The organism is Adlercreutzia sp. ZJ138 (genome assembly GCF_011038935.1).
Lineage (GTDB): Bacteria > Actinomycetota > Coriobacteriia > Coriobacteriales > Eggerthellaceae > ZJ141.
On record NZ_JAAKEA010000001.1, the window covers coordinates 126,828 to 149,982 of the forward strand.

The window sequence follows — 23,155 nt, forward strand, 5'->3', positions numbered from 1 at the left end:
CCGTGACCACTGAAAACTTGCAAGGAGCAGAAACGTGCAAAACACAGGTCATGCGCAGAAAACGCGTTCGAATGCGCCCGATGCGTTCTATACGCCTAGCGGTGAGCGGCATATCGCGCGACGTTGGTCGTGTCATTCGCTACGTTCGCTGTTGGCGGCGTGCGCGCGTGCGCTCGTTTCGCTTGTATGCGCATTCGCTTTGGTTGCGGCTGCTCCTTTTGCGAACGGTGTGTGCGGCGAGCTGGCGGCGCCTGCTGACAGAGGTCCGATGTTGTTTGCCGCTGGTCAAGTTGCTGCAAGCAGGACCGTAGCGTACGCCGATGCTGTTGCTTCCCCTAGCGTGTCCATTGATGCTCGGGTTGGTGCTGATGGCTCGCTGCATGTGGTTGAGCGGCGGGTTCTTGTAGGGGAGAGCGGCGCTCTTTCGGCAGTGTGGCACGTTGAGAAGCCTTCCGATAATGCCGAGCTTGCCGTCAACTCGGTGTGCTTCGCTGCGGCTGATTCCAATGGCGAGGCAGTGGGAGATTGGACCGAGCTGGTAAGCACTTACTTCGTGGTTGATTGGCGAAAAAGCGGGAGTCCCGATGCCGATTCCTTCGCGGTGGACAACCCTCAAAACGATATCTATGTGTTCATAGGGGTTGGCTCGGGTGAGGGTAGCACAGATGACGAAGATGCCGAAGGGACTGCGACGGCAGGCGGCGAAGGCAAAGGGGAAAGTGAAGGCAAAGGGGAAAGCGAAGAAGAAAACGCTGGCGATGGCGAACCAGAAGCGCAAAATGACGCTTCTGTCGTCGCAGCATCTGATGCTGATGCTGATACGACAGCTGCCACTGCCGATGCTACAGCTGACACCGAAGCGGCTGACCAGGATCTTCGCACCCAGGAAGACTCGGATCAGCAAAAACAAACGGAAACTCCCCTCGTTGTGGAGCTTGACTACACGATAACCAACGGTGTCGCTGCATACAAAGACGTTGGCGAGGTGTATTGGAAATATGTAAGCGACAAATGGAACGTGGCGTCGGAGCAGGTAACCATGACACTGACGCTACCCGTACCCCAAGGTATTTCGGCGGTGGCTGGCGACAACGTGCATGCGTGGGGTCACGGACCGCAGAGTGGAACGTTTGGCGTGAACGATGACGGCACAATCACGTATTCGGCCGATCGGGTTGAAGCGGGGCAATTTGCCGAAGCACGCGTAACATTCCCGGTTGGCTGGCTCTACGACGTGTCCGATGAAGCCCGAGCTGAAACCGGCGAAACCATGCGCCTTGCCACGGCGCTCAACGAAGAAGATGGATGGGCCGACCAGAACAGTATGCGTCGTCTTGCCGAGCTCAATCGGGCGGCAGTGTCGGCGATCGTGTGTGTTATAGCGCTTTTCGCGGCGGTTGTTGCTTATCTTGCGTTCGGGCGCGAGCGCAAGCCGGATTTCACCGGCGACTATTGGTGCGATGTGCCTGACAGCAACCTTCATCCAGCGCTGGCTGGTCGGTTGTGGCGATGGAATCATCCCAGTCGGACTGATTTCGTCGCAACAGCAATACGCCTTCGCAACGAGGGCGCACTCTCGTGGGAATGGCGCGCCGACGTTGCGGGCGAAACGGGCGCGATGGGGGCAGCAGGCGAAGCAAGTGAAGCAGGCGCGATGGGGGCAGCAGGCGAAGCAGGTAAAGCGAGTGGAACGACATCCGGCGACCAGCTTGTTTTACGAGCGCTTGCAGCACCAGACACGCTTAGCGACCCCTTTGATGCGTCGGTCCTTTCGTCACTGTTCGATGTGATAGCACAGGGCTCTGGCGAGCTGACCACGGCCGACATCAGGCGTTTTGGCGAAGAAGACGCGCATGCGTACGTTCATGTCATGAGTGCCTTCAATAACGAACTCGGTGCGGAGATTGGGTATCGAGGTTATTTCGACGAGCGTTCACGTGCGGTTCAAAAAGTCGTGCTGATTACGGCGTTGGCAATGCTTGTTGGTGGCATTGCGCTGTCGCTTTTGGCGGGCAGCATATTCCCAGCGGCGTTTGCGGTTCCTACAGCGCTTGCCATGGCGGTTTTGGGCAATTACCTTCCGCGGAGATCCGTTTCGGGGAACAACCTGGTTGCGCGCTGCAAGGCGCTGCGCAACTGGCTGCTCGAGTTCGGTGATCGAGGCGAGTCGCTTTCCGACGCCGTGGTCGATTGGCGGCTTCTGGTGCCGTATGCCTATCAGTTTGGCGTGCTGGACGCCGCTGTTGCGAACGCCTGGGGATCAGACGATGCTAGGGAAGCCGCCGACTACGCGCGTGCTGCCGACGAGCTGCAACGGTCCCTTGATGAGGCGATGCATGCGTCACGTGCGGCGCTTTCGTCAGAGCACAGCAGTTTTGGCGGTGACACCGAGCTAAACACATGGTCACAAAGCTAGGCTGCTGAATCGTTGGCGCTGCCGGATTGTTTTGCCGAGTGGCACTCAAATGGCGTGCAGTTAGCTCACTCACGGAACGAGCATGACGCTCAAGCAGCAAACAAGCAACAAACAAAGGAAAGGAATGCGTTAAACGGCATGTCAAACGTCTGGTACAAGTTGCTCATTGTGGCGGCCACCATCATGTGGGGTTTGTCTTTCGTGTTCATGAAAGACGCCGTGAACGTGCTTCAGCCGGCATACCTGATCGGCATTCGGTTTTCGCTTGCTGGCCTGATCTTGCTTGCGATTTTGTGGAAACACGTGCGCCAGTCACTCGATCGTCGGCATCTTGTAGCGGGTTTGATCGTGGGCGTTTTGAACTTTCTGGCCTTTTGGGTGCAAACGATAGGGCTTGCATACACGACGCCGGGTAAGAATGCGTTTATTACAGGCGTATACTGTGTTATCGTGCCGTTTGCCTGGTGGCTTGTGGCAAAGAAACGTCCGACGGTATTTAACCTGCTTGCGGCTGTACTTGCCGTTGCTGGCTTGGGTTTGGTGTCGCTGACCGGCTCGCTATTCGAGCTGACCATAGAGTTTGGCGACCTAATGACACTTGTGTGCGCGTTCTTCTTCGCATTCCATATCGTGTGTGTTTCGAAGTTCTCTGATGCAGGGTTAAACGTGCTGGCACTTACTGTGTATCAATTTCTGGTTGGTGGCGTATGTGGTTTGGCGGTGGGAGCCTGCACAGAAACACTGCCCCCTGCTTCGGCAGTAAATGCCGATTTAGTGACCACCATGCTGTATTTGGTGGTGTGCGCATCGTGTTTGGCGCTGCTGTTTCAGAATATCGCGTTGGCCCATGTTCCGCCGGCACAGGCGTCGCTGCTGCTTAGTTTGGAAAGCGTTTTTGGCGTGGTGTTCAGCGTAATTTTGTATGGCGAGCAGATGACTCCACGTTTGATCGCGGGCTTTGCCCTTATCTTTGCCGCCATCGTTATCAGCGAAACGTTTCCGTTAAAGAAGCGCTCCTGTGCGCCGAATGAACTGGAATCGCAATCGTGAGAATCTGCAGCACTCGATAAACCACCTGATTGACCTGGAAATTCATAGAAGTTTTCTCTCACGGGTTTGTCTCATTTCGTCGTTTTGTCGTGTCTTATTGCATGCCTGCTGGTTCGGGACTTGCGGGCGAGCGGTCATCTTTTATAATGGCTCCGATTAGTAAAAGACTCGGGCGTGGGGCAGCTGCGATGTGGCAATGTGGTCAGTGTTTTCCGAGACGCGCAGGCTGGTGAAAGGGAGTGTTTTCATGGCGGAAAAGAGCAACATCGTTCTCATTGGTATGCCGGGAGCCGGCAAGTCGACGTTAGGCGTGGTTCTGGCGAAGATGCTGAACATGGAGTTCGTCGATGGCGACCTGCTCATTCAAAAGCAGTGCGACAGAACGCTGCAGAAGATCATTGACGCATGTGGTCCCGATGGGTTTATCGAGGTTGAGAATCAGGTTTTGTCGGTTATCGACATGGAAGATACCGTCATTGCTACGGGCGGCAGTGCTGTGTATTCGCACGCTGCTATGAAGCACCTAACGTCTGAGGGCGTTATCGTGTACTTGCAAATCACCTACGACGAACTGACACGTCGTTTGGGCGACTTGCAAGAGCGCGGCGTGGTACTGAAAGGCGGCATGGGCATGAGTCTGCGCGAGCTGTTCGATGAGCGCAGGCCCTTGTACGAGCAGTACGCCGAAGTGACGGTTGACGTGAACGGTCTAACCATCACGGAAGCCGCGCGCAAGGTTGCGTTTGCTCTCGAAAAGTTTCACGCATAGCGCGTTTCGTTTTCAGTCATGAGATTTACTATCGTTGCTGTTGGTAAGTTGAAAGAACGCTTCTGGAAGGAAGCGTGCGACGAGTACGTGAAGCGCTTGCAGCCCTATGGGAAAACGGTCGTGCGTGAAGTTGCTGATGTTGATCCGGCGCGAGCTGGAGGCGTGGATGATGCGCGCAACCGCGAAGGAGAAGCTATTCTTGCTACACTTGGCGCGCTGCCTGCGCAAACAAGAGTGGTGCTGTTGGCGATAGAGGGCACGCAGCGCGGTAGCGTCGACTTTTCCCGCAGACTTGATGCGCTGGCGCTGGGCGGAACGAGCGACGTGGCTTTCGTCATCGGCGGGTCTGATGGCGTGAGCGATGCAGTACGAGCCCGGGCGCACGAAACGCTATCGTTTGGACCCATCACGCTGCCGCACAATCTTGCTCGTGTGGTGTTGCTCGAGCAACTGTACCGTGCGCAGCGTATCTCGCGCGGGGAGCCGTATCATAAGTAGGCAAGCGCTGCAAAAGCCGCAAAACCGCAGAAAGGCGAGGAATAGATGGACGAAAAACTCCCATTTGATGCATACGTGTTCGACTTGGATGGCACTTTGCTCGACACGCTTCCTGACCTGGTGGTTCTGACGAATACAGTGCTGCGCGAATGCGGGTATCCAGAGCACACACGCGAAGAAATCTTAAGCTACGTGGGTAACGGAGCGTTCACTTTGATAAAGCAGGCGGTTCCGCCGAACACCAGCATAGCCGACACGCAGGCGGCGCTCGACCGGTGGAAGGCGAGTTATGCCACGCTGGGACATCGGCTCACACTTCCCTATGCGGGCATGCCCGAAACGCTCCATCAGTTGAAAAGCCGCGGTGCGAAGTTAGCGGTGCTGTCGAACAAGTTCGATGCGGCCACGCAATCGGTTATCGCGGAGCATTTCCCGGGTGTGTTCGATGTTGTACATGGCGAATGCGACGAGTTTCCTCGCAAGCCTGACCCCGCAGGTCTTTTGCGCACGCTGCAGGAACTTGGGGTTTCGCCCAGCCGCGCGGCGTATGTGGGCGACTCCGCGGGTGACATGGATGTGGCACGCCGCGCCGGCGTGTTCGCTATCGGCGTTGCGTGGGGCTATCAGCCAACAGAGGTGCTACAAAAGGCAGGTGCCAACATAATCATTGAAGTGCCCGCCGATGTACTGACGACGTACTAACGGCGAGCGCATAAGGCGCAGGGTTCAAGTCCCAGGACTCTCCCCAACAATGAAACGACCCCCATTGCTGGGGGTCGTGCTGTTTATGGTGGTCGGAGGGGGACTTGGCGTTTTCGCTTTGCGAAACCGCTTCGCTGCGCCCCGCTTACGCGGTGCTCGCGCCGAAACCGTCCGCTGGACGGTTTCGCCTTCGCAGGGTTCAAGTCCGTGGACTTCTTCCAAATAAGAAACGACCCCCATTGTTGGGGGCCGTGCTGTTTATGGTGGTCGGAGGGGGACTTGGCGTTTTCGCTTTGCGAAACCGCTTCGCTGCGCCCCGCTTACGCGGTGCTCGCGCCGAAACCGTCCGCTGGACGGTTTCGCCTTCGCAGGGTTCAAGTCCCAGGACTCTCCCCAACAATGAAACGACCCCCATTGCTGGGGGTCGTGCTGTTTATGGTGGTCGGAGGGGGACTTGAACCCTCGGCACGCGGATTTTCAGTCCGCTGCTCTACCAACTGAGCTACCCGACCAAGTTGCGTTTGATTCGAACGCGAGTAGATAGTCTACCGATGTTTTGCTCGTGGGTCAAGTAGGAGAATGACCGAATTTTTCGTTCTGCAACACAGACTCGAACTTCGTTACTGGTCTGAGTTGGTAAAATCTAGGCCGTTGCGTTTTTGAGGATAGGAGAAAGACATGTCGTGTTCTGAAAAGAATCCCATTATTGGCATCATCATGGGGTCTGAATCTGACATGCCGGTCATGGAAGCGTGCATGAAACAGCTCGATGATTTCGGTGTGCCGTACGAGGTGAAGGTGGCTAGCGCCCATCGCAAGCCCGCTGAGGTTCACGAGTGGGCCAGCACGGCACACGAGCGCGGCATTCGCGTGATCATTGCCGCTGCGGGAAAGGCCGCGCACTTGGGCGGCGTTGTTGCTGCGTACACGCCGTGCCCGGTTATTGCGGTGCCCATGAAAACGTCTGATTTGGGCGGGCTTGACTCGCTGCTGTCTATGGTGCAGATGCCGAGTGGTGTGCCGGTGGCGTGTGTTGCCATCAACGGCGCAAAGAATGCAGCCATTTTGGCGGTTCAGATTATGGGAACCGGTTGCGAGGGAGCGCGTCAGAAAATTATCGATTACAAGGAAGCCATGGCACAAGCGTAAGGTTTTGCCGACGGAAGAGGAACGTATGGCGAAGAAACTGCTGATGGGTAACGAGGCGTTCGCGTGGGCGGCGCTGGAAGCGGGTGTGCGCGTGGTGGCAGGATACCCGGGTACGCCTTCATCCGAGCTCATCGAAACGGTGGCGAAGCAGCATGCTGCAGGCGTGGCGCATGGCGTGCACGTAGAGTGGTCCGCCAACGAGAAAGCGGCGCTGGAACTTGTTGCGGGCGCAGCGTACTGCGGTGCTCGTGTGCTGTTCACCTGCAAGCAGGTGGGGCTCAACGTAGCGAGCGATGCGCTGATGTCGCTGAATTACGTGGGCGTGCGCGGTGGAACAGTGCTGTTTGTGGCGGATGATCCTGGTCCTATTTCGTCGCAGACCGAGCAAGACACGCGTCGCTTTGCCTCATTCGCGAAGGTGCCGGTGCTCGATCCTTCCACACCCGAAGAAGGCGCTGCTATGATGCGTGCGGCGTTTGAGCTGTCGGAGCGCTACGGCACGCCGGTGATTGTGCGCCCCACCACACGCATTTGCCATGCATCCACATTCTTCGATGTACCGGCGGAAACCCACGCACTTGATGTGCCTGAAGGTGGTTTTGAGAAAGATCCGCGCTGGGTCATTTTCCCGCGACGCAGTTACGAAGCGCATGGTGAAATCAATCAGCGTATGCGCGACATAGCGCGCGACTTCAGCGAAGATCTGTCGTTTGTGCAGTTCAACCCTGTGACAGAAGGCGGCAACACGTCCGAACAGCCACGGTTTGGCGTGGTTGCGGGCGGTGTGTCTGCTGCATACGCACGCGAAGCGCTTTCGCTGTTGGATCGTCTTGCTAGAGAAATGGGTGAGACGTTGCCGGCGTATCGTTTCATGCAAGTAGGCACGCCCTACCCGTTCCCTACAGATGCTGCTGCGCGCTTCGCTGAAGGACTCAGCGAAATAATTGTGTTCGAAGAGCTCGATTATGTGCTTGAAGACGAGCTGCTAAAGCTTGCAGGCACGCGTCATTTGTCGGTTGAGGTACGTGGCAAACTCACGGGCGATGCGAGCGACCGCGGTGAGAATTCCACTGAGGACATTATCATGCGGTTGGCGCACTTCTTCGACAAAGAGGATTGCTTTTTCGTGTCGTTGGTCAAGAAGTTTACCTACAAATCTGCCCTTACCCGCTATCCCGACGCGCTGCCCGTGCGCCCGCCAGTGCTCTGTGCGGGATGCCCACATCGCGGTAGCTTCTACGCAGTGAAGCGGGCGCTCGGAAAGCGCGATGCGGTACTGTGCGGTGACATTGGTTGTTACACGCTGGGCAATGCCAAGCCACTCGACGCGGTGGACACGTGTTTGTGCATGGGTGCGGGCATTACTATGGCGCAAGGCTTCGCTGTGGTAGAGCCGCATAAGAAGCACGTGGCGTTTGTGGGCGACTCTACCTTCTTCGCGAGCGGTCTAACCGGCATTGTGAATGCAGTGTATAACGGGCACGACATCACGGTTACGGTGCTGGATAACGCAACCACTGCCATGACCGGCTCGCAGCCGCACCCGGGCACGGGCGTCACGCTCATGGGCCACAAGCGCAAGCCGGTAAGCATCGAAGGCGTGCTGCGTGCCATAGGTGTGGAATGCATCACATTCGCCGATCCGTTAAATCTTGCGGAAGCGGAAGCGGCGGCGCGCGAGGCGATCGATTTCGAAGGGCCGTCCGCCATCATCTTCCGCTCTCCGTGCATTCAGCTGAAAAAGCCCGATCCGGCGGTACACATTAATACAGATGCGTGCACGGGCTGCAAGAAGTGCATTACCGAGATCGGTTGTCCCGCCATTGGCTTTGACTTTGATGCGACAGGCGCACGAAGCAAAGATCGAGGTCAGGCGCTTGTGAACGAAACGCTGTGCGATGGTTGCGGGTTGTGCGTGCAAGTGTGCCCGTTCGATGCGATTGCGCCAGCAGAAGGAGGTACCCGATGATCAACATACTGTTGACAGGTGTGGGCGGCCAGGGCACGGTGCTAGCGGCAAAGGTGCTGGCACAGGCGGCGCAGAGCAAGGGCTGGCATGTGCGCACGGCGGAAACCATCGGCATGGCACAACGAGGCGGCAGCGTGGTGTCGCACGTACGCATGGGAAACGATGGCGAAATGGTGCACGCGCCGCTGATCTTTCCGGGAACCGCTGATCTGATTATCGCGTTCGAACCGGGAGAGGCGGCACGCGTGCTGCCGTATCTGGCAACCGACGGTTTGCTGGTGACCGCCGTCACTGCCATTCAGCCGGTGACCGCTGCGTTGTCGAAGGAACCGTATCGGGCAAATGATGTGCTTGTCGGTATTGATCGTGCAATGATCGCCGATCAAGCGCTCTCGATTGTTCATGAAGCGGAGTTTATTCATGAAATCGGCAGTAGCAAAGTGCTCAACATGGTGCTTTTGGCTTGCGCCATTACGGAAGGTCGCGTGCCTATTACCATTGACGAGCTGAAAAGCGCCATCTCTTTGTGCGTGAAACCGAAATTTGTGGACATGAACTTACGCGCAGTAGACACCGTTGTGGAGAAACACACCACAGAGTGCCCGTGGTTTATCGTGAAAAGCCGCTTGCAACAGCAGTACTTTAGCCTACAATAGTGCACATGGATTCTTGTTCGAACATCTCTCTTTTTGTAGCCGCGCGCACCGCGTTGGCTGGTCGATGGCTTTAGCTTCAAGTTCGGGCGAACCCGCTGGCGTTGCTGGCGGGTCGTGGGCTTGAAGCGTCGTATTTCGAAACTCCGTGCGCAACGTTGCGCGGCATCGTAACCCTGCGCATTGTCGCAATTCTGCAAAACAGCGCATCTTCGTGCAGCATCGATCGAGAAAGAGGTTCCCATGCAGTTAACCACCGAGCAGTTTGCCCTGCTAAAGAAGCAATTTGCCACCTTAAAAGAGCGTAGCGCTTTCTATGCGAAGAAATTCGAGGGCATCGACCTTACAGACGTCCAATCGCAAGAGGACTTCGAGCGCCTGCCCTTCTCCGAAAAAGACGATCTGCGCGCCGCGTATCCACTGGGACTTCAAGCGGTGCCAGACGAAGATGTAGTTCGCATTCACAGTTCATCGGGCACCACGGGTACGCCGGTTATCATTCCCTACACCCAAAAAGACGTGGACGATTGGGCCATTCAGTTCGCGCGGTGCTACGAAATGGCAGGCATCACTAATCGCGACCGCATCCAAATTACGCCGGGTTACGGTTTGTGGACGGCAGGCATCGGTTTCCAACTGGGCGCCGAGCGTCTGGGAGCTATGGCTATTCCCATGGGGCCCGGTAACACCGAAAAGCAGCTGAAGATGATGCAAGACTTGGGTTCGACCGTTATCGGTGCCACCAGCTCGTATGCATTGCTGCTGGCCGAGGAAATTCAGGCACGCGGTTTGCGCGACAAGCTAAAACTGCGCAAGGGCGTTATTGGATCGGAGCGCTGGGGTGAGAAGATGCGCAGCCGTATTCAAAACGAGCTGGGTATTCAGATTTATGACATCTATGGCCTGACCGAAATTTACGGTCCGGGCATCGGCATCAGCTGCGACGAACACGCCGGTATGCATATCTGGAGCGATTACGTGTACATCGAGGTGGTTGATCCGGTAACGGGTGCGCCGCTTCCCGATGGGGAAGAAGGCGAGCTGGTGCTCACTACGCTGCAGAAGGAAGGCGCGCCGCTCATCCGCTATCGTACGCACGACTTAACGCGCATCATTCCCGGTGACTGCGCGTGCGGCAGCAAGCATCCGCGCATCGCAACGCTTACGGGACGCACCGATGACATGTTCAAGGTGAAGGGGTGCAACATGTTCCCGGCTCAGGTGGAAGAGGTCATTCAGGTAACGAATGGTGCGAGCTCTGAGTATCAGGTGATGATCGAAAACATCAGCGGCAAGGATGTTCTTACGGTGCTGTTCGAAACGCCGCTTGAAGGTGACGAAAAGACACGCTGCGAGGAAGAGCTGGCTATGATCTTCAAGGCGAAGTTGGGCTGCACGCCCGACGCCAAGGGCGTGCCTATGGGCGAGTTGCCTCGTTCCGAGAAAAAGACCAAGCGCATTTTCGACAGCCGCTATTAACGCAGGTGTTGGTCGCTGAATTTGGACGACGCCACTGGTAACGCCGGTCTCAGTGGTGTCGAGCCCTGACAGTGGTATTGGTCTGAGTACTGAAGAAACCCCTTCCGAAAACGAGCTTTCGGAAGGGGTTTCTTGCGGTGTGTTTGGCAAGCGCGGGACTGGTGGAATTAATCAGTGTTTTCTTAAACGTCATGGTAGCACGGTTTGGTGCGGCGGGTACAGCTCAGACACAGCGTGGCTTTGGATTCTTGAACTCGGTACGGCACAGCAGGCAGACACGGCAGACACACGGCAGACACAGCTCGAACGCAGCAAAAAAGCCTTTGCGCAATCGCTTTGCTGTGATAAAGTGGTGCGCATGGCATTCGCTTGGAAACATACCGCATCCGCATGGGCAACCGCACGAACCGCACGAATCGCGCACGGCGCGTCTTCGATTGCGCGTGCCGCCGCGTGCCTGCAAGGTGATGTTGCGTGCGCCATTATGTCGCAGCATGTCGCTCAGAAGTGTTCCCTCGACACCGCCAATGCGGTGATGAGCCAGCACGTCGCCCAGAAGTGTACGAGCGACGACGTGGCGTGCGCCATCATGTCGCAGCATGTAGCTCAGAAGTCCGTTGAGAACGCTTGCGCCGTGATGAGCCAGCACGAGGCTCAGCAATCCGTGCGTGCGCGCGTGAATTCCCCAAATTTGATCTACCGATATTGTTAGCACACGGGTTTTGCCGGTGCTAATTTTTTTGCCCCGCAAAGGCCGTGTGCGCCTCCGATGCGTAACTGAGTTCTTGTAAGGAAAGGAAAAAACGACATGATTGCAAAGATATGCATGGTGCTCATTTTCGTGGGCGTTGCAGTTGGCGTGGGTATTTACTGTCGCCAATCGACCACCAATGTTGATGGGTTCGTTTTGGGAGGGCGCAACGTTGGCCCGTGGATGAGCGCGTTTGCCTACGGCACGAGCTACTTCAGCGCCGTGGTGTTTATTGGTTATGCCGGTCAGTTTGGGTGGAAGTACGGCATCGCCGCCACGTGGGCAGGCATTGGCAACGCCATTTTAGGTAGCTTGCTTGCTTGGTGGGTGCTTGGCCCGCGTACGCGCGAGATGACGCACCGCCTGGGGGCAACCACCATGCCGGAGTTTTTCGGCAAGCGCTATGACAGCAAGGGCTTGCGCATTGCCGCGGCGGCTATCATCTTCGTGTTCCTGATTCCATACACCGCCAGCGTCTACAATGGCCTGTCGCGTCTGTTCGGTATGGCGTTTGGCTTGCCGTATGAATGGTGCGTTATCGGCATGGCGCTGATCACCTGCGTGTATGTGGTGGTTGGCGGCTACATGGCAACGGTTATGAACGACTTTCTGCAAGGTATTGTTATGTTGCTGGGCATCAGCGGTGTTATTGCGGTGGTTATCGGCGACAACGGCGGCTTCATGGGCGCACTTACCACGCTCTCGCAAATTCCCGCCGAGGGAACCGAAATGCAAGGCGCGTTCATTAGCATGTTCGGGCCAGATCCGCTGAACTTGCTGGGCGTGGTTATCCTTACGTCGCTGGGTACGTGGGGCTTGCCGCAGATGGTGCAGAAGTTCTACGCTATTAAAAGCGGCCCTGCGGTAAAACAAGGCGCTATTATTTCCACGTTGTTCGCGTTTGTGGTTGCGGGTGGTTCGTACTTCTTAGGTGGCTTTGGTCGTTTGTATGGCAGCCAGGTTGAAATGGGGCCCAACGGAGCGCCGGTGTATGACTCCATTGTTCCTACCATGCTGTCGACGCTGCCCGACTTACTGATCGGCCTGGTTATCGTGCTGGTACTGTCGGCTTCGATGTCAACATTGAGTTCGCTGGTGCTCACCAGTTCATCTACGCTCACGCTCGACCTCATTCAGGGCAACATTGTGAAAGACATGGAAGAGAAGAAGAAAATTCGCTACATGCGTGTGCTGCTGCTGGTGTTTGTTGCCGTGTCGGCTGCTATCGCGCTAGTGCAATATCATTCGTCGATCACCTTTATCGCCCAGCTCATGGGTATTTCTTGGGGCGCGCTGGCCGGCGCGTTCTTGGGGCCCTTCTTGTGGGGTTTGTACTCCGGCAAGGTGTCGAAGGCAGCTGTGTGGGTGAGTTTCATTGTGGGCGTTAGCCTGACCACGGGCAACATGCTACTCGGTTTCATGGGTACGCCGCTTATCGCAAGTCCTATCAACTGTGGTGCAATTGCCATGGTGTTGTCGCTTATCATTGTGCCGGTGGTGAGCCTGTTCACGAAGAGCGTGCCGTTCGACGTGAACCCGCCGTCGGTTGAGGGCGCGATCGACCGCGAGTATGCCAAAGAACTCGAAAGCGAGCACGAGGCTGATGCAGCGCAGGAAGGTGCTACGGCGTAACAAGGTAACGACATAACGACAAACAGTTCGCGCCGCAATTGCGTGCGTGAACTCACGTGGCAACAACGCGTGTGTTCGGGAAACGCATGACAAGATGGCTTGAATCAGCGTTTCCTCAAGAGGGGGCAGAACTTCGGCTTTGCTCCCTCTTTTGCGGGGTGAGAAATGCCGGGAGGAAGATCACCGAGTTGTTACGGAGTTTTACATTGCGTGCGATTGCATGCATGGTACGCTTCACGTGAAACAGACTCGCGTATCGTGTTGGTGTATGTTATTGAATTGCAATGCCGAAGGAGGCGCATGTGGAATACCTGGTTTCGTTTCTCGAAGGCATTATCACGTTTGTGTCGCCGTGTATTTTGCCCATGATCCCCATTTACTTGGCGTATTTCGCTGGCGATGCTGGTACGGGCGTTGCAACGGCCGGTGCGGATGGCGAGGTTGCCACAAGTGGTGACGCGCCCGCAAACGGTTTTGCCGAGGCGAGCACCACAACCGAATCGGCCGGGCTGCTTTCGAAAACGCTGGTGAATGCGCTCGGGTTCGTACTTGGTTTCACCATCGTGTTCGTGATACTCGGTGCCTTTGCAGGTACGGTCGGCGCGCTTCTTACAACGTACCAAACAGCGTTCAATATCGTGTGTGGCCTGATTGTTGTCGTGTTCGGACTAAACTTCATGGGCGTGTTGAACATTGGGTTGCTGAATAAAACCATCAAGGCGGATTCATCGGTGCGTCCGGTGGGTTTTTTCTCGTCGGCGTTGTTTGGGCTAGTGTTCGCTGCCGGCTGGACGCCGTGCGTGGGTGCATTTTTAGGTTCGGCCCTGCTGTTGGCCGCTCAGCAAGGTTCTATGCTCGTTGGCATTACCATGCTCGTGTGCTATTCGCTGGGGTTGGGTATTCCCTTTGTGTTAAGCGCGGTGCTGGTCAAGCAGCTTGAATCGGCGTTCAACGTTATCAAACGGCATTATCGCGTTGTTAACTTGGTGTGCGGTGGATTGTTGGTGGTGGTTGGCGTCCTTATGGCTACAGGGCTTATGGGGAGGGCGCTCTCGCTGTTGAGCTTTTAGGAGGCTTTATGCAGAACGGAAAGAAAACTCTGATCATCATTGCGGTCGCATTGGTTGCGGTGGTGGCTGTTGCAGCGGTTGCATACGGTGCGTTAGCTGGATCGAAGGATGCATCGCTAACTTCTGGTGCGGAAAGTGCGCAGGGCGCCGGGCAGTCGGAGGGAACGGAAAACGGGCAAGATGGGGCAGCGGATGCGAAAGATAACGAGCCGATTGAGGCTCCCGATTTTACCGTGGAAGACCAAAATGGTCAGCAAGTGTCGCTGTCGTCGTTTGAGGGCAAGCCGGTGGTTATCAACTTCTGGACTAGCTGGTGCACGTACTGCAAGGAAGAAATGCCCATGATGCAGTCCATGTGGGAAACGTACGGCGATCGGGTGCAGTTCATGATGATTAACGCCACCGATGAATCGCGCGAGACGCGTGAAGCTGCCGATGCCTACATCGCCGACGGTGGATTTACCATGCCGTTCTATTTCGACACCGACGGTCAGGCGTTGTCGGCATACGCAGTGCGAGGCTTTCCCACAACGGTTGTCGTGAGTCCCGAAGGTAACGTTATCGGCTACGTTTCCGGCGTTGTCGAAGAAGAGGCGCTCGCCACCGCACTCGATAACTTGCTGTAGATGCGGAGCGAATGACAACAGGCCTAACCCTATTGTTCTGGAAAAACACTCTAACCCACAAAACTCCAAAACCGCAGGTAAACCCGCAAAACACCCATCACTTCGCCCCACAAAAAAACGCTCCTTTGAGGATTGCTCTTGACTGTTTTCTTGACTGTCAAGAGCCCCAAAGGAGCGCAGAAGTGAAGGATGGATGATTCAATATGATAAACGAAATGAAGATGACAGAGATCACCCAGTCCGAGGAAATGGCCTACTTCCGCGCGGATCTCTGCCTCTACTCGCCTGAGAGCTACAGCCTGGAAGAGAAGAAAGAGATCTGCAACGACATGATTGCCGCGAGCAAAGCCGTGCTTGAATCCATGCGCGAGGACTTCGAGCAGCTTACGCCGGACGCCCGCGCCAAGCTTCTGGATGCGCTCTGCGCCTCCGGCGTCGAGTCGCCCCAGTGGTAGTGGGACATGCTCGTGGGCGAAGGGGACCCGCTCTACCGAGAGCTCGAACCGCTTATCTGACCCGGAACACACAACAGCAAAGACGAAGGCCGCCCGTCTCAAGACAAGCGGCCTTCCGTACCTCTAGTAGCCACCGATGATGCCGCGCGCATCGTCGGTCGTCTTAAACGCAGGCATCCGCAGCAAAGTCACTTCACGCCAGCATCTCGTTCACGCGCCGCTGCACGGCCATGTAGTACGAGCCTAGCCTACGCTTCCGCGCATCCCCGTCGCCGTAGTCGCCCCGGATCACCGCGCGGGCCATGGTGTCCACGTCGACCGTGGTCCCGGCCGCGCCGCCGCCCAGCATCTCGTTCACCCTCTTCTGCACCGCAGCGTACTTGTCGCCCAGGGCGGCCTTGCGAGCATCCCCGTTGCCGAACTCCCCGGCGATCACGCGCCGCGCGAGCGCGTCCACGTCGGCCGAAGCGCCGCCGGAGGACGCCCCGCCCGAGAGGATCCGGTTCACCTCGGCCTGCACCTCGCTGTAGCGGTCGCCCAGCGCCTCGCGCCTCGCATCGCCGTTTCCGAACTCGCCTGCTATCACGCGCCGCGCCAGCTTCGACGCGTCGCCGGAGGGTCCGCCGTGGCCGGCCGGGGCCGCAGCTCCGCCCCCGTCCGCCTTGCCGTTGTAGTGCAGGATGCCGTCCCAGCGGCCGCTGTAGTAGCCGCGCACCCGGCTCTCGCGCCCGGTCTGGTCGCCGGGAGCCCCGTCGATGCCGCCGGTCTCGCTGATGCTGAACTCGGCCAGGAGGTCGGCCGCCCCGTCGTTGCGCACGCACATGGCCGCATGCGAGCTCTCGTCCAGGTAGACGTCGCCGCGGGAGGCGCTGAAAGACATCGGCTCCCAACTGAACAGGCCCGAGCCCACGAACATCTCGCGCATGCCCCCGGTCCAGTTGTAGCGCGTTATGAGGCCGGCATAGGCCGTGCCCGCAAGGGCCAGCTCCCACGCCTCGCACACCGCAGAAGAGCAGTCGCGGTCGCCCTTGGTCACGCGGATCGTGCCCGCGTCGGTCATCACGCTGCAATGGCCCGAAGCGCCATGCCGCCCGGGTTGCGAGTACCCGTGCTCCGGGCAGGAGCATAGGTGCTCCATCACCTGCGCCGCCACGTTCGCCCTCGACATCGACATAACGAAGCCCCTTTCATACAGCGGGCGCCGCAGCCGCAGCGCCCGAAACCTTGAGACAAAACCTTGCGAAGTTACTTGAGAAGCGCGGTTCGACCTGCGTCTACGCGCCGGACCCACGCCCCGCGCTCGCATCGCCAGGCAGGTGCGCGCCGATCTCCGCCATCACGGGCGAGAGCACCGCCATCACCAGCGCCACCACAAGCGCTCGCACGCCCGGGTCCACCACGCACCAGCCCAGAATCAAATCAAGATTGGCAACGAGCACGCCCAAAACCCCCTGCACGACCGTGCGCAAAAGCCTCCACTGCCATTCGTTGCTTGTCAGAAAATCGCCCATCTCATGCCACCTTTTCCTTGATTTCCTCGATGTCGTGCTTCGCCACGGCCATGTCCTGCTCCAGCGCGTAGGTGCGCTCGAGCACCCGGTTGTGCTTCTCGACCTTCTCCGTCAGGGCGTCCAGCTTGACCTCCATGACGGCCCTGCTCTTCGAGTTGGAGAGGATCACGCCCACAAGCGTTACCACCCCCGTTATGCATGCAACGATGATTGACTCCATAAAGAACTGCCTCCCGAGATCGCGTTGTCCGTCTTCGGGAGGCAGTGTCTAACAGCGTCACAAGCTGGCCATGGCTATTCAGCTAAAGGGTATCCCTTGTACTTCTCGGCAAGGGGGCTAGGCGTGTCGTCAGGTTTCCATGGCTCGATTCTGATGAGGCCGAGATCCTCGAGATGCGGCAACAACGTATCGATCACATCATCTTTGTTCTGCCATTCCATGTCCTGTCTGTACTCAACATCTTCAATGAGATTGCCTTGATGCAAATAGTGTCTGAGTATCTTGGTGGTCATATGATCGAGGTCACGCTTGAGATTCCAACGCTCCTGGGGCGTCAACTTCTTATATGCCTCCTGGTCAACGCCATGCATAAGCAGGATATCGTGAAGGTGCTTGTAGATACCCAACTCTTCCTGCTCATGGTGTATGTAGGGATACCATTTGGGATGCAAATGATTCTCTAACCAGTATTCCCGTATATCGCATTCATCCATTATCGGCAACTGCAGCGTCCATAGGTACTTCCCAGATAGATAACCTGGATCTACTCCCATTGCCTTGGCTAAGGCATCGATCATGCGGGGCGTCATATGACACACTTCTGGGTTTTTATTGTCCGGCTTCAGTGCCTGTCGAATATTACGATCGTAATAGGTAGATCCTCCACGCTCTTTGCCTAGAGAACGTATGCTGCGTTTTACCTTTTTACGCACCCAATGAAACCATTCGATGTTCACCTCTATACTTTCAGGCTTTCTGCCAGTCATTACCCCTCCTTTATCCACACTGCGCGTGTTAATTCAATTATTGCCAGACTACGAAACGCCTCAGTTTTCACCTACTCTATGAGTGTCAAAAACTGCGCGTATTATTACGCGCAGTTATAGTAACGACTCATTCGAAACAAGTCCAGGTTGAAGGGAGAAAAAATGGCTACCGCCACAATGCAGAAAGAGCCGCAAGATGGCAATGACAATCGACGTAAGAATGTCTTCAACATGATGAGTGATATAGCAAGGACTGAATTGCATGCGTGTGAGAACGTGACAATGGGGGCAATGAGCATCCTTAGTCTGCAGGCAGATGAGACAGAAGCCCAACTACAGAACAAAAATCTCAGCGATAACGACCGAAGTAAGTTCTTCGAGGAGAGGGCTGCCATCCGTCACGATGCCATCCACCTCGCGGACGTGTTTAACGCTAAAAGCGTGCTCAAGGTGCTGGGTACTGCCTCCATCTTCGCGGCATGCTTTGGCGTTGGTTACGGTGCCGGTCGTTACGTTCTACGTATAGTTTAGGCGCAAGGAGCGATATGTCTTCCATGGCCTGTCAGTTTTATACTGCCGTCAGATACCCCGGCTGCCCGGCCCTGTCGATGCGGAAATACGTGTACGCCGTCCGCGAATTCTCATAAGCTGTCCCGGCGCCTCCCACCAGGGCCTTGCAGTTGTAGAAGCACTGCGCGCCGGTAAGCCCGCTCGCGGGCAGCGCCCAGTCGGCGTCGGCAAGAATCCTCGCAAGCGACGCACTCCCCGAGAAGCAGTAGAACAGATCCGTCAGGTGCGAGGGGTCAAAGCCCCTAAAGTCCAGCTCGGCCACCGCGCAGGAGGAAAACGCGTAGCGCATCGAGCGCACCCCGGAAAGGTTGCCCAGCCCCGCAACCTCCGCCAGGTTGGCGCAGCTGTAGAACAGGTAGTTCAGGTTCAGGTGCGAGAACACCGCCATGTCCGCCGCGAAGCTCGCGCGCACGAGGTGCTCGCGGTGCGTCGGCCCCGTCGCGCCGTCCCAGGGCGCAAAACCCAGCCCGGCGTACCTCGCGTTCGCGCAGATCCGCCCCGAGGCCACAAGCGCACGGCCGCTCTCAGGAGCGCCCGCCGCCGTCAGCACGCCCTCCCCGTCGGCGTAATAGTGCGCCCAGAACCACGTGCGAGAGTCGCTGTTCGGGTCGGTCAGCACCCCGCCCGCGCCCAGCTTGCACACGGAAGCGCCGCTCGTGCTCGCCGGCACGAAGCCGTCGGCGCCGCCCACCAGGCGGCCGCACCCGTAGAACATACCGGAGCCGCTCGTTATCGCGCCCACGAAGCTCGTGGCCCAGACCGTCTCCAGCCTCGCGCAGTTCGCGAACATCTGCGTGGCGGTCTTCATGCCGGAGAGGTTCTCGAACCCGCGCACCTCGGTGCACTCGGTGAAGGCGTTGAACCAGTACGCGCAGTTGACAAGGCCCAGGCCGCCTATTGTGCTGTCGATGAAGACCCTCTTCACCAGAAGCTTGACCGCGTCCCATGGCCGCGCGGTTGCGGAAGAGTACCCTGCAGGGTCCACCTCGAACACCTGCACGATGCGCCCGCCGGTCACGCTCGTCCTCCGCTCGTAGTAGTTGATCTCCAGCGTGCCGTCATCGAGCAGCAGTGCCCGGATCTTGAATCCCACGTCCCACTCCAGCGCCAGGATGGCGGCCGCCATGTCGCCGGGCGCATAGAGTGTACTCTCGCCGTTCTGCCCTCGTATGGCGGCGGCGATGTCTGCGAACACCGACTCGGGCAGCACGCCGCTCTCAAGCTCCATGTAGCCCTGCGGTTGGTAGTTGCCCGCATAGGAGCCGTCGAGCGCGGCCACGGCCGCGGCCATCTCGCGGGGCTTGAACAAGGCCCCGTCGCCGCGCTGGAAGCGGATCGCATTGGCTATGTCGGTGAGTATGTGTGTCGAGACCGTTCCCACAGCCATCAGAATTCCTCCTCTTCGAGGTTTACCAGGTCGGTCATCGCCGCGTTTATCTGCTGGGTGACCCACGTCTGGGTCGCATAAGCCGACAGGTTCGGCGTCGCGCCGGCCGGCCCCTGCGGACCTTCCGGCCCCGTAGCGCCCGGCTCTCCCTTGAGGTGGTGGAAGGCGAATGCGAACGTCCTGGCAGACGCGGTGCCGCCGAGCGTAACATTGACGGAAGGCGTGCCCGTGGAGGCATCGACGGTGGCGCTCGCGCCGGTGATGGTCGCGTTCGTTCCGCTGTCGCCCGTGTCACCTTTCGGTCCAGCCGGCCCGATAGCTCCCGCCGCACCGGCCTCTCCTCGGGGACCCGCCTCTCCTTGAGGGCCGGCTTCGCCCTGGATACCCTGAATTCCCTGCGGCCCTCGCAAATCGGCGGAGCTCGTGCCACTCGCGCTCGTGACGGTCAACACCGAACCGTTCCACGAATGCGTGCAGGGGGTACCATCGGCACCAGTTGGCCCAATAGCGCCTTGCGGCCCGGTCGCTCCGACGGCACCCGTGTCACCCGTGTCGCCCTTGGGCCCTTGCGGCCCCGCAGCACCTGCGTCGCCCTTCGGGCCTCGGGGGCCAGTCTCGCCCTGAATTCCCTGCGGCCCCCGCTCACCCGCATCTCCCTTCGGGCCCTGGGGACCGGTGTCGCCGGGCTCTCCCTTGTCGCCCTTCACGCCACGTGCTACGTCGGCCGTCGTGGTGCCGTTTTTGTCGGTGATGGTGATGGTGCAGCCGCCCTCGGTGGTCGTGACGGCGGCCGTCGGGCTGAACCCGTCCGCACCGTCCCGCCCGTCCGCTCCGTCGAAGTCGCCGCGCTGGGCAGCCTCCTGGATGGCGTTCGCGACCGCCGTGGCAGAATCGGCGGCGATGCTTGCGGCCTCTGCGGCCTCGTTGGCAGCGTCCGCCGCGTCGCGCGCGAGCGCACTCCCGTCCTCGTACTTCTTAATGGCGTCCACGAACAGCGTGAACCCGTCCTCGCTCTCGGTCCCGCCGACGATCACGGGCTCCACCCGTATCGTGAACGCCCGCGTGGAAATAGACTTGTCGTCCCAGCTCACCATGCACTGCGCGTCCACCGCGCCCTCCACCTCCTGCATGGCAGAGGGGTAGTACACGAGAAACTGTCCGAGCGACGCGTCGATCTCGTCCATGGGCTCGCACCCGCGCGTGCCGGCCATCTTGTGCCGCCACAAGAAGTAGACGGAAGCCCCTGTCAGGTCCGCAGCCGCACCACCCTGCCTCACGTGCAGCTCAAGCCCGCGCCCACAAGCGTCGGCGGGCGAGGCGACCAGAAAGTCGCCCAGCCGCTCGTCCGCCGAGTCCCAGATAAGCGTGTGGATGCCGTACCCGTCGAGCATGCCGCCCCTTCCTTCCGCTTCCGTCTCAGAAGATGTTAGGGGCGCGTCACAATCAGAAGCTCATCTCCGAGAGCTCGTCCAAATCGTCGATTGCAGTGGTCACGGCGCTTTCCACCGCGCTCACCGACGCCGCCGTGCTCAGGTTGCCGTCGATGCCCGCCACATCGTCGCGCAGCGCGGAAACGTCTGCCACAAGCGCGCTCGCCCTCGCGTAGTCCGCGGGCTCCACGCACCCTATGGTCACCCGCGCCGCAACCGACTCGCCGAAGGTCCGCACGAGCTTAACGACGCGGGCGGTCAGCCGCCACTCCGGGTCGCGCGACGTGTCGATCACAGCCACGGCATCGCCCAGCTCCGCGTCGTCGCCGGAAAGCGCCGCCACGTCCACCTCGTAGCTCACCTTGGGCTGCGACGCCTCCACAAGCGCCTTACGCGTCAGCGCAAGCAGCCGCGCGGGGTCGGTCACGTCCGAGAACGTCACCTGCCCGAAGCTGTGCACCTTAGCCGTGCGGTCCGCGTTCCAACGTCCCCACGTCTCGCGGGCGCCCTCGTCCGCCACGTAGTTAAGCCCGCCGTTCACCTCGCCGAAGGTCAATTTGCGCCGGTATCCGGCCTTGTAGTTTCCCTGTTCATCGGTGTAGGGAAGCCCGGCCCCGAAGCCGTAGAGGGCGGTGTAGACGTCCTGCTCCAGCACGGTGCGCGTGCACCCGGCCATGTTCTTGCCGTAGGTGAGGCGAAGTCCCCGCCACGCCCCGCGCCGCTCATCGAGTCGAACAGCGCGCGAGGCCACACGGCCATCCGCAACGGTGATGACGGACGTCACCTCGCCGCCCCACACCTCGGCCACGCGCCGCAGCGCCCAGAGCGCGTTTCTGTGGTAGACAAGGCACCCGGCACTGCCGAGGTCCGCGCAATGCTCGATGCCCCAGCGCGTGGGCGCCAGCACGGCCGCCAGCGCCTGCGCCGCCGTGCGGCTCGCCAGCTGAGCCTCCTCGACGAAGTCGTCCAAAAGCTCGCAGAGGGAGGACTCAGCATACACGGCGCAGGGTCCCGCCATCGGCTCGTCAGTCCTCACCACCACGTGCTCGCGCCAGGTGCCGTTGTCCAGCCACAGCAGCCTATCGCCCTTGGCGGGCACCTCGAAGCTCGAGAACTCCAGCGTGTCCTCGCCGTTCAGCTCCTCAGTGTGAACAAGCTCGCCCGCCACGCGCAGAAGCCCGATCCGCTCGTCCCACCGGTCGAACCACCAGAGCGCCGGCACCGCGCCCGCCATGCTAGGCCCACCTCTCAAAGAAGCGCGTCTCCACGCAGGCGCAGCCCTCAGTCGCAAGTACCGCCTCGCCCGGCTCCAGCGCGAAGAAGTCGCTTTCCAGCGCCACGCACACGCAGGCGTCGGCCCCGTCGATCTCCACGGCCTCGCCGGCGCAGTCGATGACCACCACCTCGCCGCCCGCGAACTCGTGGTCGAGTCTGATGCCCTTGCCGGCGGAGGGAAGCGACACCTGCACATACGGCCCGGCGGCAGCCACCGCGCGGAACTCAGGGAATGTCGGCCAGTTGCCGCCCACCGCAAAGCTCTCCGTGCGCTCCACGCGCCCCGCACCCCAGCCGATAGGGTCGAACAGGGTGAAGGTCAGCTCGCACTCGCCGGTCTCGAAAAGGCTCGACCAGGCGCTCGCGCCCACGAGGACCGCATCGCGGTACTCGACCTCCGGGTCTTCGGGAAGCACCAGGCTCCCGCCGCCGGGGCAGCTGAGCCACCGTCGCAGCGCGCCCCGCATCCGCGTCATGCCGGTAAAACCCGGGTTGTACCCCGTGTCCATGAAAAGCCGCACTGTCACGTCCACGGGCGGGATGTAGCCCGACACCAAAAGCGCCCCCGCGCGACCGGGAACCGCCATCGCCTCGGAGACGATGGGGTTGGCCGCCCGTTCGATCACCTCGGCGGAGCATATCTCGGAAAAGTCGTTGCCCGCATAGACGATCGACCTCATGCGCTACCACGCGCCCTTCCATACGCCGACGCCCGTCGCTGCGACTCACGCGCCGCGCGATCGTCGCGCGGATAAGGCCGCGCCCGCCTCACCGCA

23 protein-coding genes and 1 tRNA gene are annotated in these 23,155 nt (G+C 59.1%); 15 read left to right on the forward strand and 9 right to left on the reverse strand.

All coding sequences use genetic code 11. The features are described from left to right. Nucleotides 1-34: 34 nt before the first annotated feature. The 5 genes from G7Y43_RS00595 to G7Y43_RS00615 all read left to right on the forward strand — a co-directional run bounded on the left by G7Y43_RS00595 (nt 35) and on the right by G7Y43_RS00615 (nt 5,435). Nucleotides 35-2,416, forward strand: a complete 2,382-nt coding sequence (locus tag G7Y43_RS00595) for a DUF2207 domain-containing protein (protein WP_165042983.1) — start codon at nt 35-37, stop codon at nt 2,414-2,416. 138 nt (nt 2,417-2,554) lie between these two features. Then, complete coding sequence (locus G7Y43_RS00600) at nt 2,555-3,466, forward strand: DMT family transporter (protein WP_165042984.1); 912 nt, start codon at nt 2,555-2,557, stop codon at nt 3,464-3,466. Between the two features lie 247 nt (nt 3,467-3,713). Further along, nucleotides 3,714-4,235, forward strand: a complete 522-nt coding sequence (locus G7Y43_RS00605; protein WP_165042986.1) for a shikimate kinase — start codon at nt 3,714-3,716, stop codon at nt 4,233-4,235. A gap of 18 nt (nt 4,236-4,253) precedes the next feature. Next, on the forward strand, nt 4,254-4,733 hold the full coding sequence (locus tag G7Y43_RS00610) for a 23S rRNA (pseudouridine(1915)-N(3))-methyltransferase RlmH (RefSeq protein ID WP_165042988.1): 480 nt from the start codon (nt 4,254-4,256) through the stop codon (nt 4,731-4,733). Between the two features lie 45 nt (nt 4,734-4,778). Further along, a complete protein-coding gene (locus G7Y43_RS00615) occupies nt 4,779-5,435 on the forward strand; it encodes an HAD family hydrolase (RefSeq protein WP_165042990.1) in 657 nt (218 codons plus the stop codon). A gap of 436 nt (nt 5,436-5,871) precedes the next feature. Here G7Y43_RS00615 and G7Y43_RS00620 read toward each other — a convergent pair. Beyond that, nucleotides 5,872-5,947 (reverse strand) — tRNA-Phe (locus tag G7Y43_RS00620). 166 nt (nt 5,948-6,113) lie between these two features. Between G7Y43_RS00620 and purE the strand changes: the two genes are divergently transcribed. From purE to G7Y43_RS00665, 9 genes are all read left to right on the forward strand, one after another. Further along, nucleotides 6,114-6,584, forward strand: coding sequence for a 5-(carboxyamino)imidazole ribonucleotide mutase (gene purE / locus G7Y43_RS00625; RefSeq protein WP_165042992.1), 471 nt, complete (start codon nt 6,114-6,116; stop codon nt 6,582-6,584). Between the two features lie 25 nt (nt 6,585-6,609). Further along, nucleotides 6,610-8,553 carry an indolepyruvate ferredoxin oxidoreductase subunit alpha gene (gene iorA, locus G7Y43_RS00630; protein ID WP_165042994.1) on the forward strand — a complete coding sequence of 648 codons (1,944 nt, stop codon included), beginning with the start codon at nt 6,610-6,612 and terminating at the stop codon, nt 8,551-8,553. Continuing rightward, on the forward strand, nt 8,550-9,209 hold the full coding sequence (locus G7Y43_RS00635; protein WP_165042996.1) for an indolepyruvate oxidoreductase subunit beta: 660 nt from the start codon (nt 8,550-8,552) through the stop codon (nt 9,207-9,209). Before iorA ends, G7Y43_RS00635 begins: the two co-directional genes overlap by 4 nt. Before the next feature lie 240 nt (nt 9,210-9,449). Beyond that, nucleotides 9,450-10,685, forward strand: a complete 1,236-nt coding sequence (locus G7Y43_RS00640; protein ID WP_165042998.1) for a phenylacetate--CoA ligase family protein — start codon at nt 9,450-9,452, stop codon at nt 10,683-10,685. 52 nt (nt 10,686-10,737) lie between these two features. After that, nucleotides 10,738-11,397 (forward strand): hypothetical protein, encoded by a 660-nt coding sequence (locus tag G7Y43_RS00645; protein ID WP_165043000.1) that lies wholly within the window; start codon nt 10,738-10,740, stop codon nt 11,395-11,397. A 96-nt stretch (nt 11,398-11,493) separates the two neighbouring features. Then, nucleotides 11,494-13,068, forward strand: a complete 1,575-nt coding sequence (locus G7Y43_RS00650) for a sodium:solute symporter (protein WP_165043002.1) — start codon at nt 11,494-11,496, stop codon at nt 13,066-13,068. Between the two features lie 302 nt (nt 13,069-13,370). Continuing rightward, on the forward strand, nt 13,371-14,138 hold the full coding sequence (locus tag G7Y43_RS00655; protein WP_165043004.1) for a cytochrome c biogenesis CcdA family protein: 768 nt from the start codon (nt 13,371-13,373) through the stop codon (nt 14,136-14,138). 8 nt (nt 14,139-14,146) lie between these two features. After that, nucleotides 14,147-14,764, forward strand: coding sequence for a TlpA disulfide reductase family protein (locus G7Y43_RS00660; protein ID WP_165043006.1), 618 nt, complete (start codon nt 14,147-14,149; stop codon nt 14,762-14,764). A 203-nt stretch (nt 14,765-14,967) separates the two neighbouring features. Further along, entirely contained in the window at nt 14,968-15,219 is a 252-nt protein-coding gene (locus G7Y43_RS00665) for a hypothetical protein (protein ID WP_165043008.1), read from the forward strand. A gap of 193 nt (nt 15,220-15,412) precedes the next feature. Here the strand turns inward: G7Y43_RS00665 and G7Y43_RS00670 are convergent, their stop codons facing one another. The 4 genes from G7Y43_RS00670 to G7Y43_RS00685 all read right to left on the reverse strand — a co-directional run bounded on the left by G7Y43_RS00670 (nt 15,413) and on the right by G7Y43_RS00685 (nt 17,717). Beyond that, nucleotides 15,413-16,393, reverse strand: a complete 981-nt coding sequence (locus tag G7Y43_RS00670; RefSeq protein WP_206215061.1) for a hypothetical protein — start codon at nt 16,391-16,393, stop codon at nt 15,413-15,415. 100 nt (nt 16,394-16,493) lie between these two features. Beyond that, a complete protein-coding gene (locus G7Y43_RS00675) occupies nt 16,494-16,730 on the reverse strand; it encodes an alanine racemase (protein WP_165043010.1) in 237 nt (78 codons plus the stop codon). A 1-nt stretch (nt 16,731) separates the two neighbouring features. After that, nucleotides 16,732-16,950 carry a hypothetical protein gene (locus tag G7Y43_RS00680; protein WP_165043012.1) on the reverse strand — a complete coding sequence of 73 codons (219 nt, stop codon included), beginning with the start codon at nt 16,948-16,950 and terminating at the stop codon, nt 16,732-16,734. 74 nt (nt 16,951-17,024) lie between these two features. Next, nucleotides 17,025-17,717 (reverse strand): hypothetical protein, encoded by a 693-nt coding sequence (locus tag G7Y43_RS00685; RefSeq protein ID WP_165043014.1) that lies wholly within the window; start codon nt 17,715-17,717, stop codon nt 17,025-17,027. Between the two features lie 162 nt (nt 17,718-17,879). Between G7Y43_RS00685 and G7Y43_RS00690 the strand changes: the two genes are divergently transcribed. After that, nucleotides 17,880-18,248 (forward strand): hypothetical protein, encoded by a 369-nt coding sequence (locus G7Y43_RS00690; protein WP_165043016.1) that lies wholly within the window; start codon nt 17,880-17,882, stop codon nt 18,246-18,248. Between the two features lie 37 nt (nt 18,249-18,285). Here the strand turns inward: G7Y43_RS00690 and G7Y43_RS00695 are convergent, their stop codons facing one another. The 4 genes from G7Y43_RS00695 to G7Y43_RS00710 are packed head-to-tail and all read right to left on the reverse strand — an operon-like array spanning nt 18,286 to nt 23,059. Beyond that, the gene (locus tag G7Y43_RS00695) at nt 18,286-19,674 is read right to left on the reverse strand and encodes a hypothetical protein (protein WP_165043018.1); all 1,389 of its coding nucleotides are present in this window, start codon (nt 19,672-19,674) and stop codon (nt 18,286-18,288) included. Next, complete coding sequence (locus G7Y43_RS00700) at nt 19,674-21,065, reverse strand: BppU family phage baseplate upper protein (RefSeq protein WP_165043020.1); 1,392 nt, start codon at nt 21,063-21,065, stop codon at nt 19,674-19,676. Before G7Y43_RS00700 ends, G7Y43_RS00695 begins: the two co-directional genes overlap by 1 nt. A 52-nt stretch (nt 21,066-21,117) precedes the next feature. Next, nucleotides 21,118-22,338: a phage tail spike protein gene (locus tag G7Y43_RS00705; RefSeq protein ID WP_165043022.1), complete on the reverse strand. Its 1,221-nt coding sequence runs from the start codon at nt 22,336-22,338 to the stop codon at nt 21,118-21,120. A 1-nt stretch (nt 22,339) separates the two neighbouring features. Next, nucleotides 22,340-23,059 carry a phage tail domain-containing protein gene (locus tag G7Y43_RS00710; protein WP_165043023.1) on the reverse strand — a complete coding sequence of 240 codons (720 nt, stop codon included), beginning with the start codon at nt 23,057-23,059 and terminating at the stop codon, nt 22,340-22,342. Nucleotides 23,060-23,155: the final 96 nt, after the last annotated feature.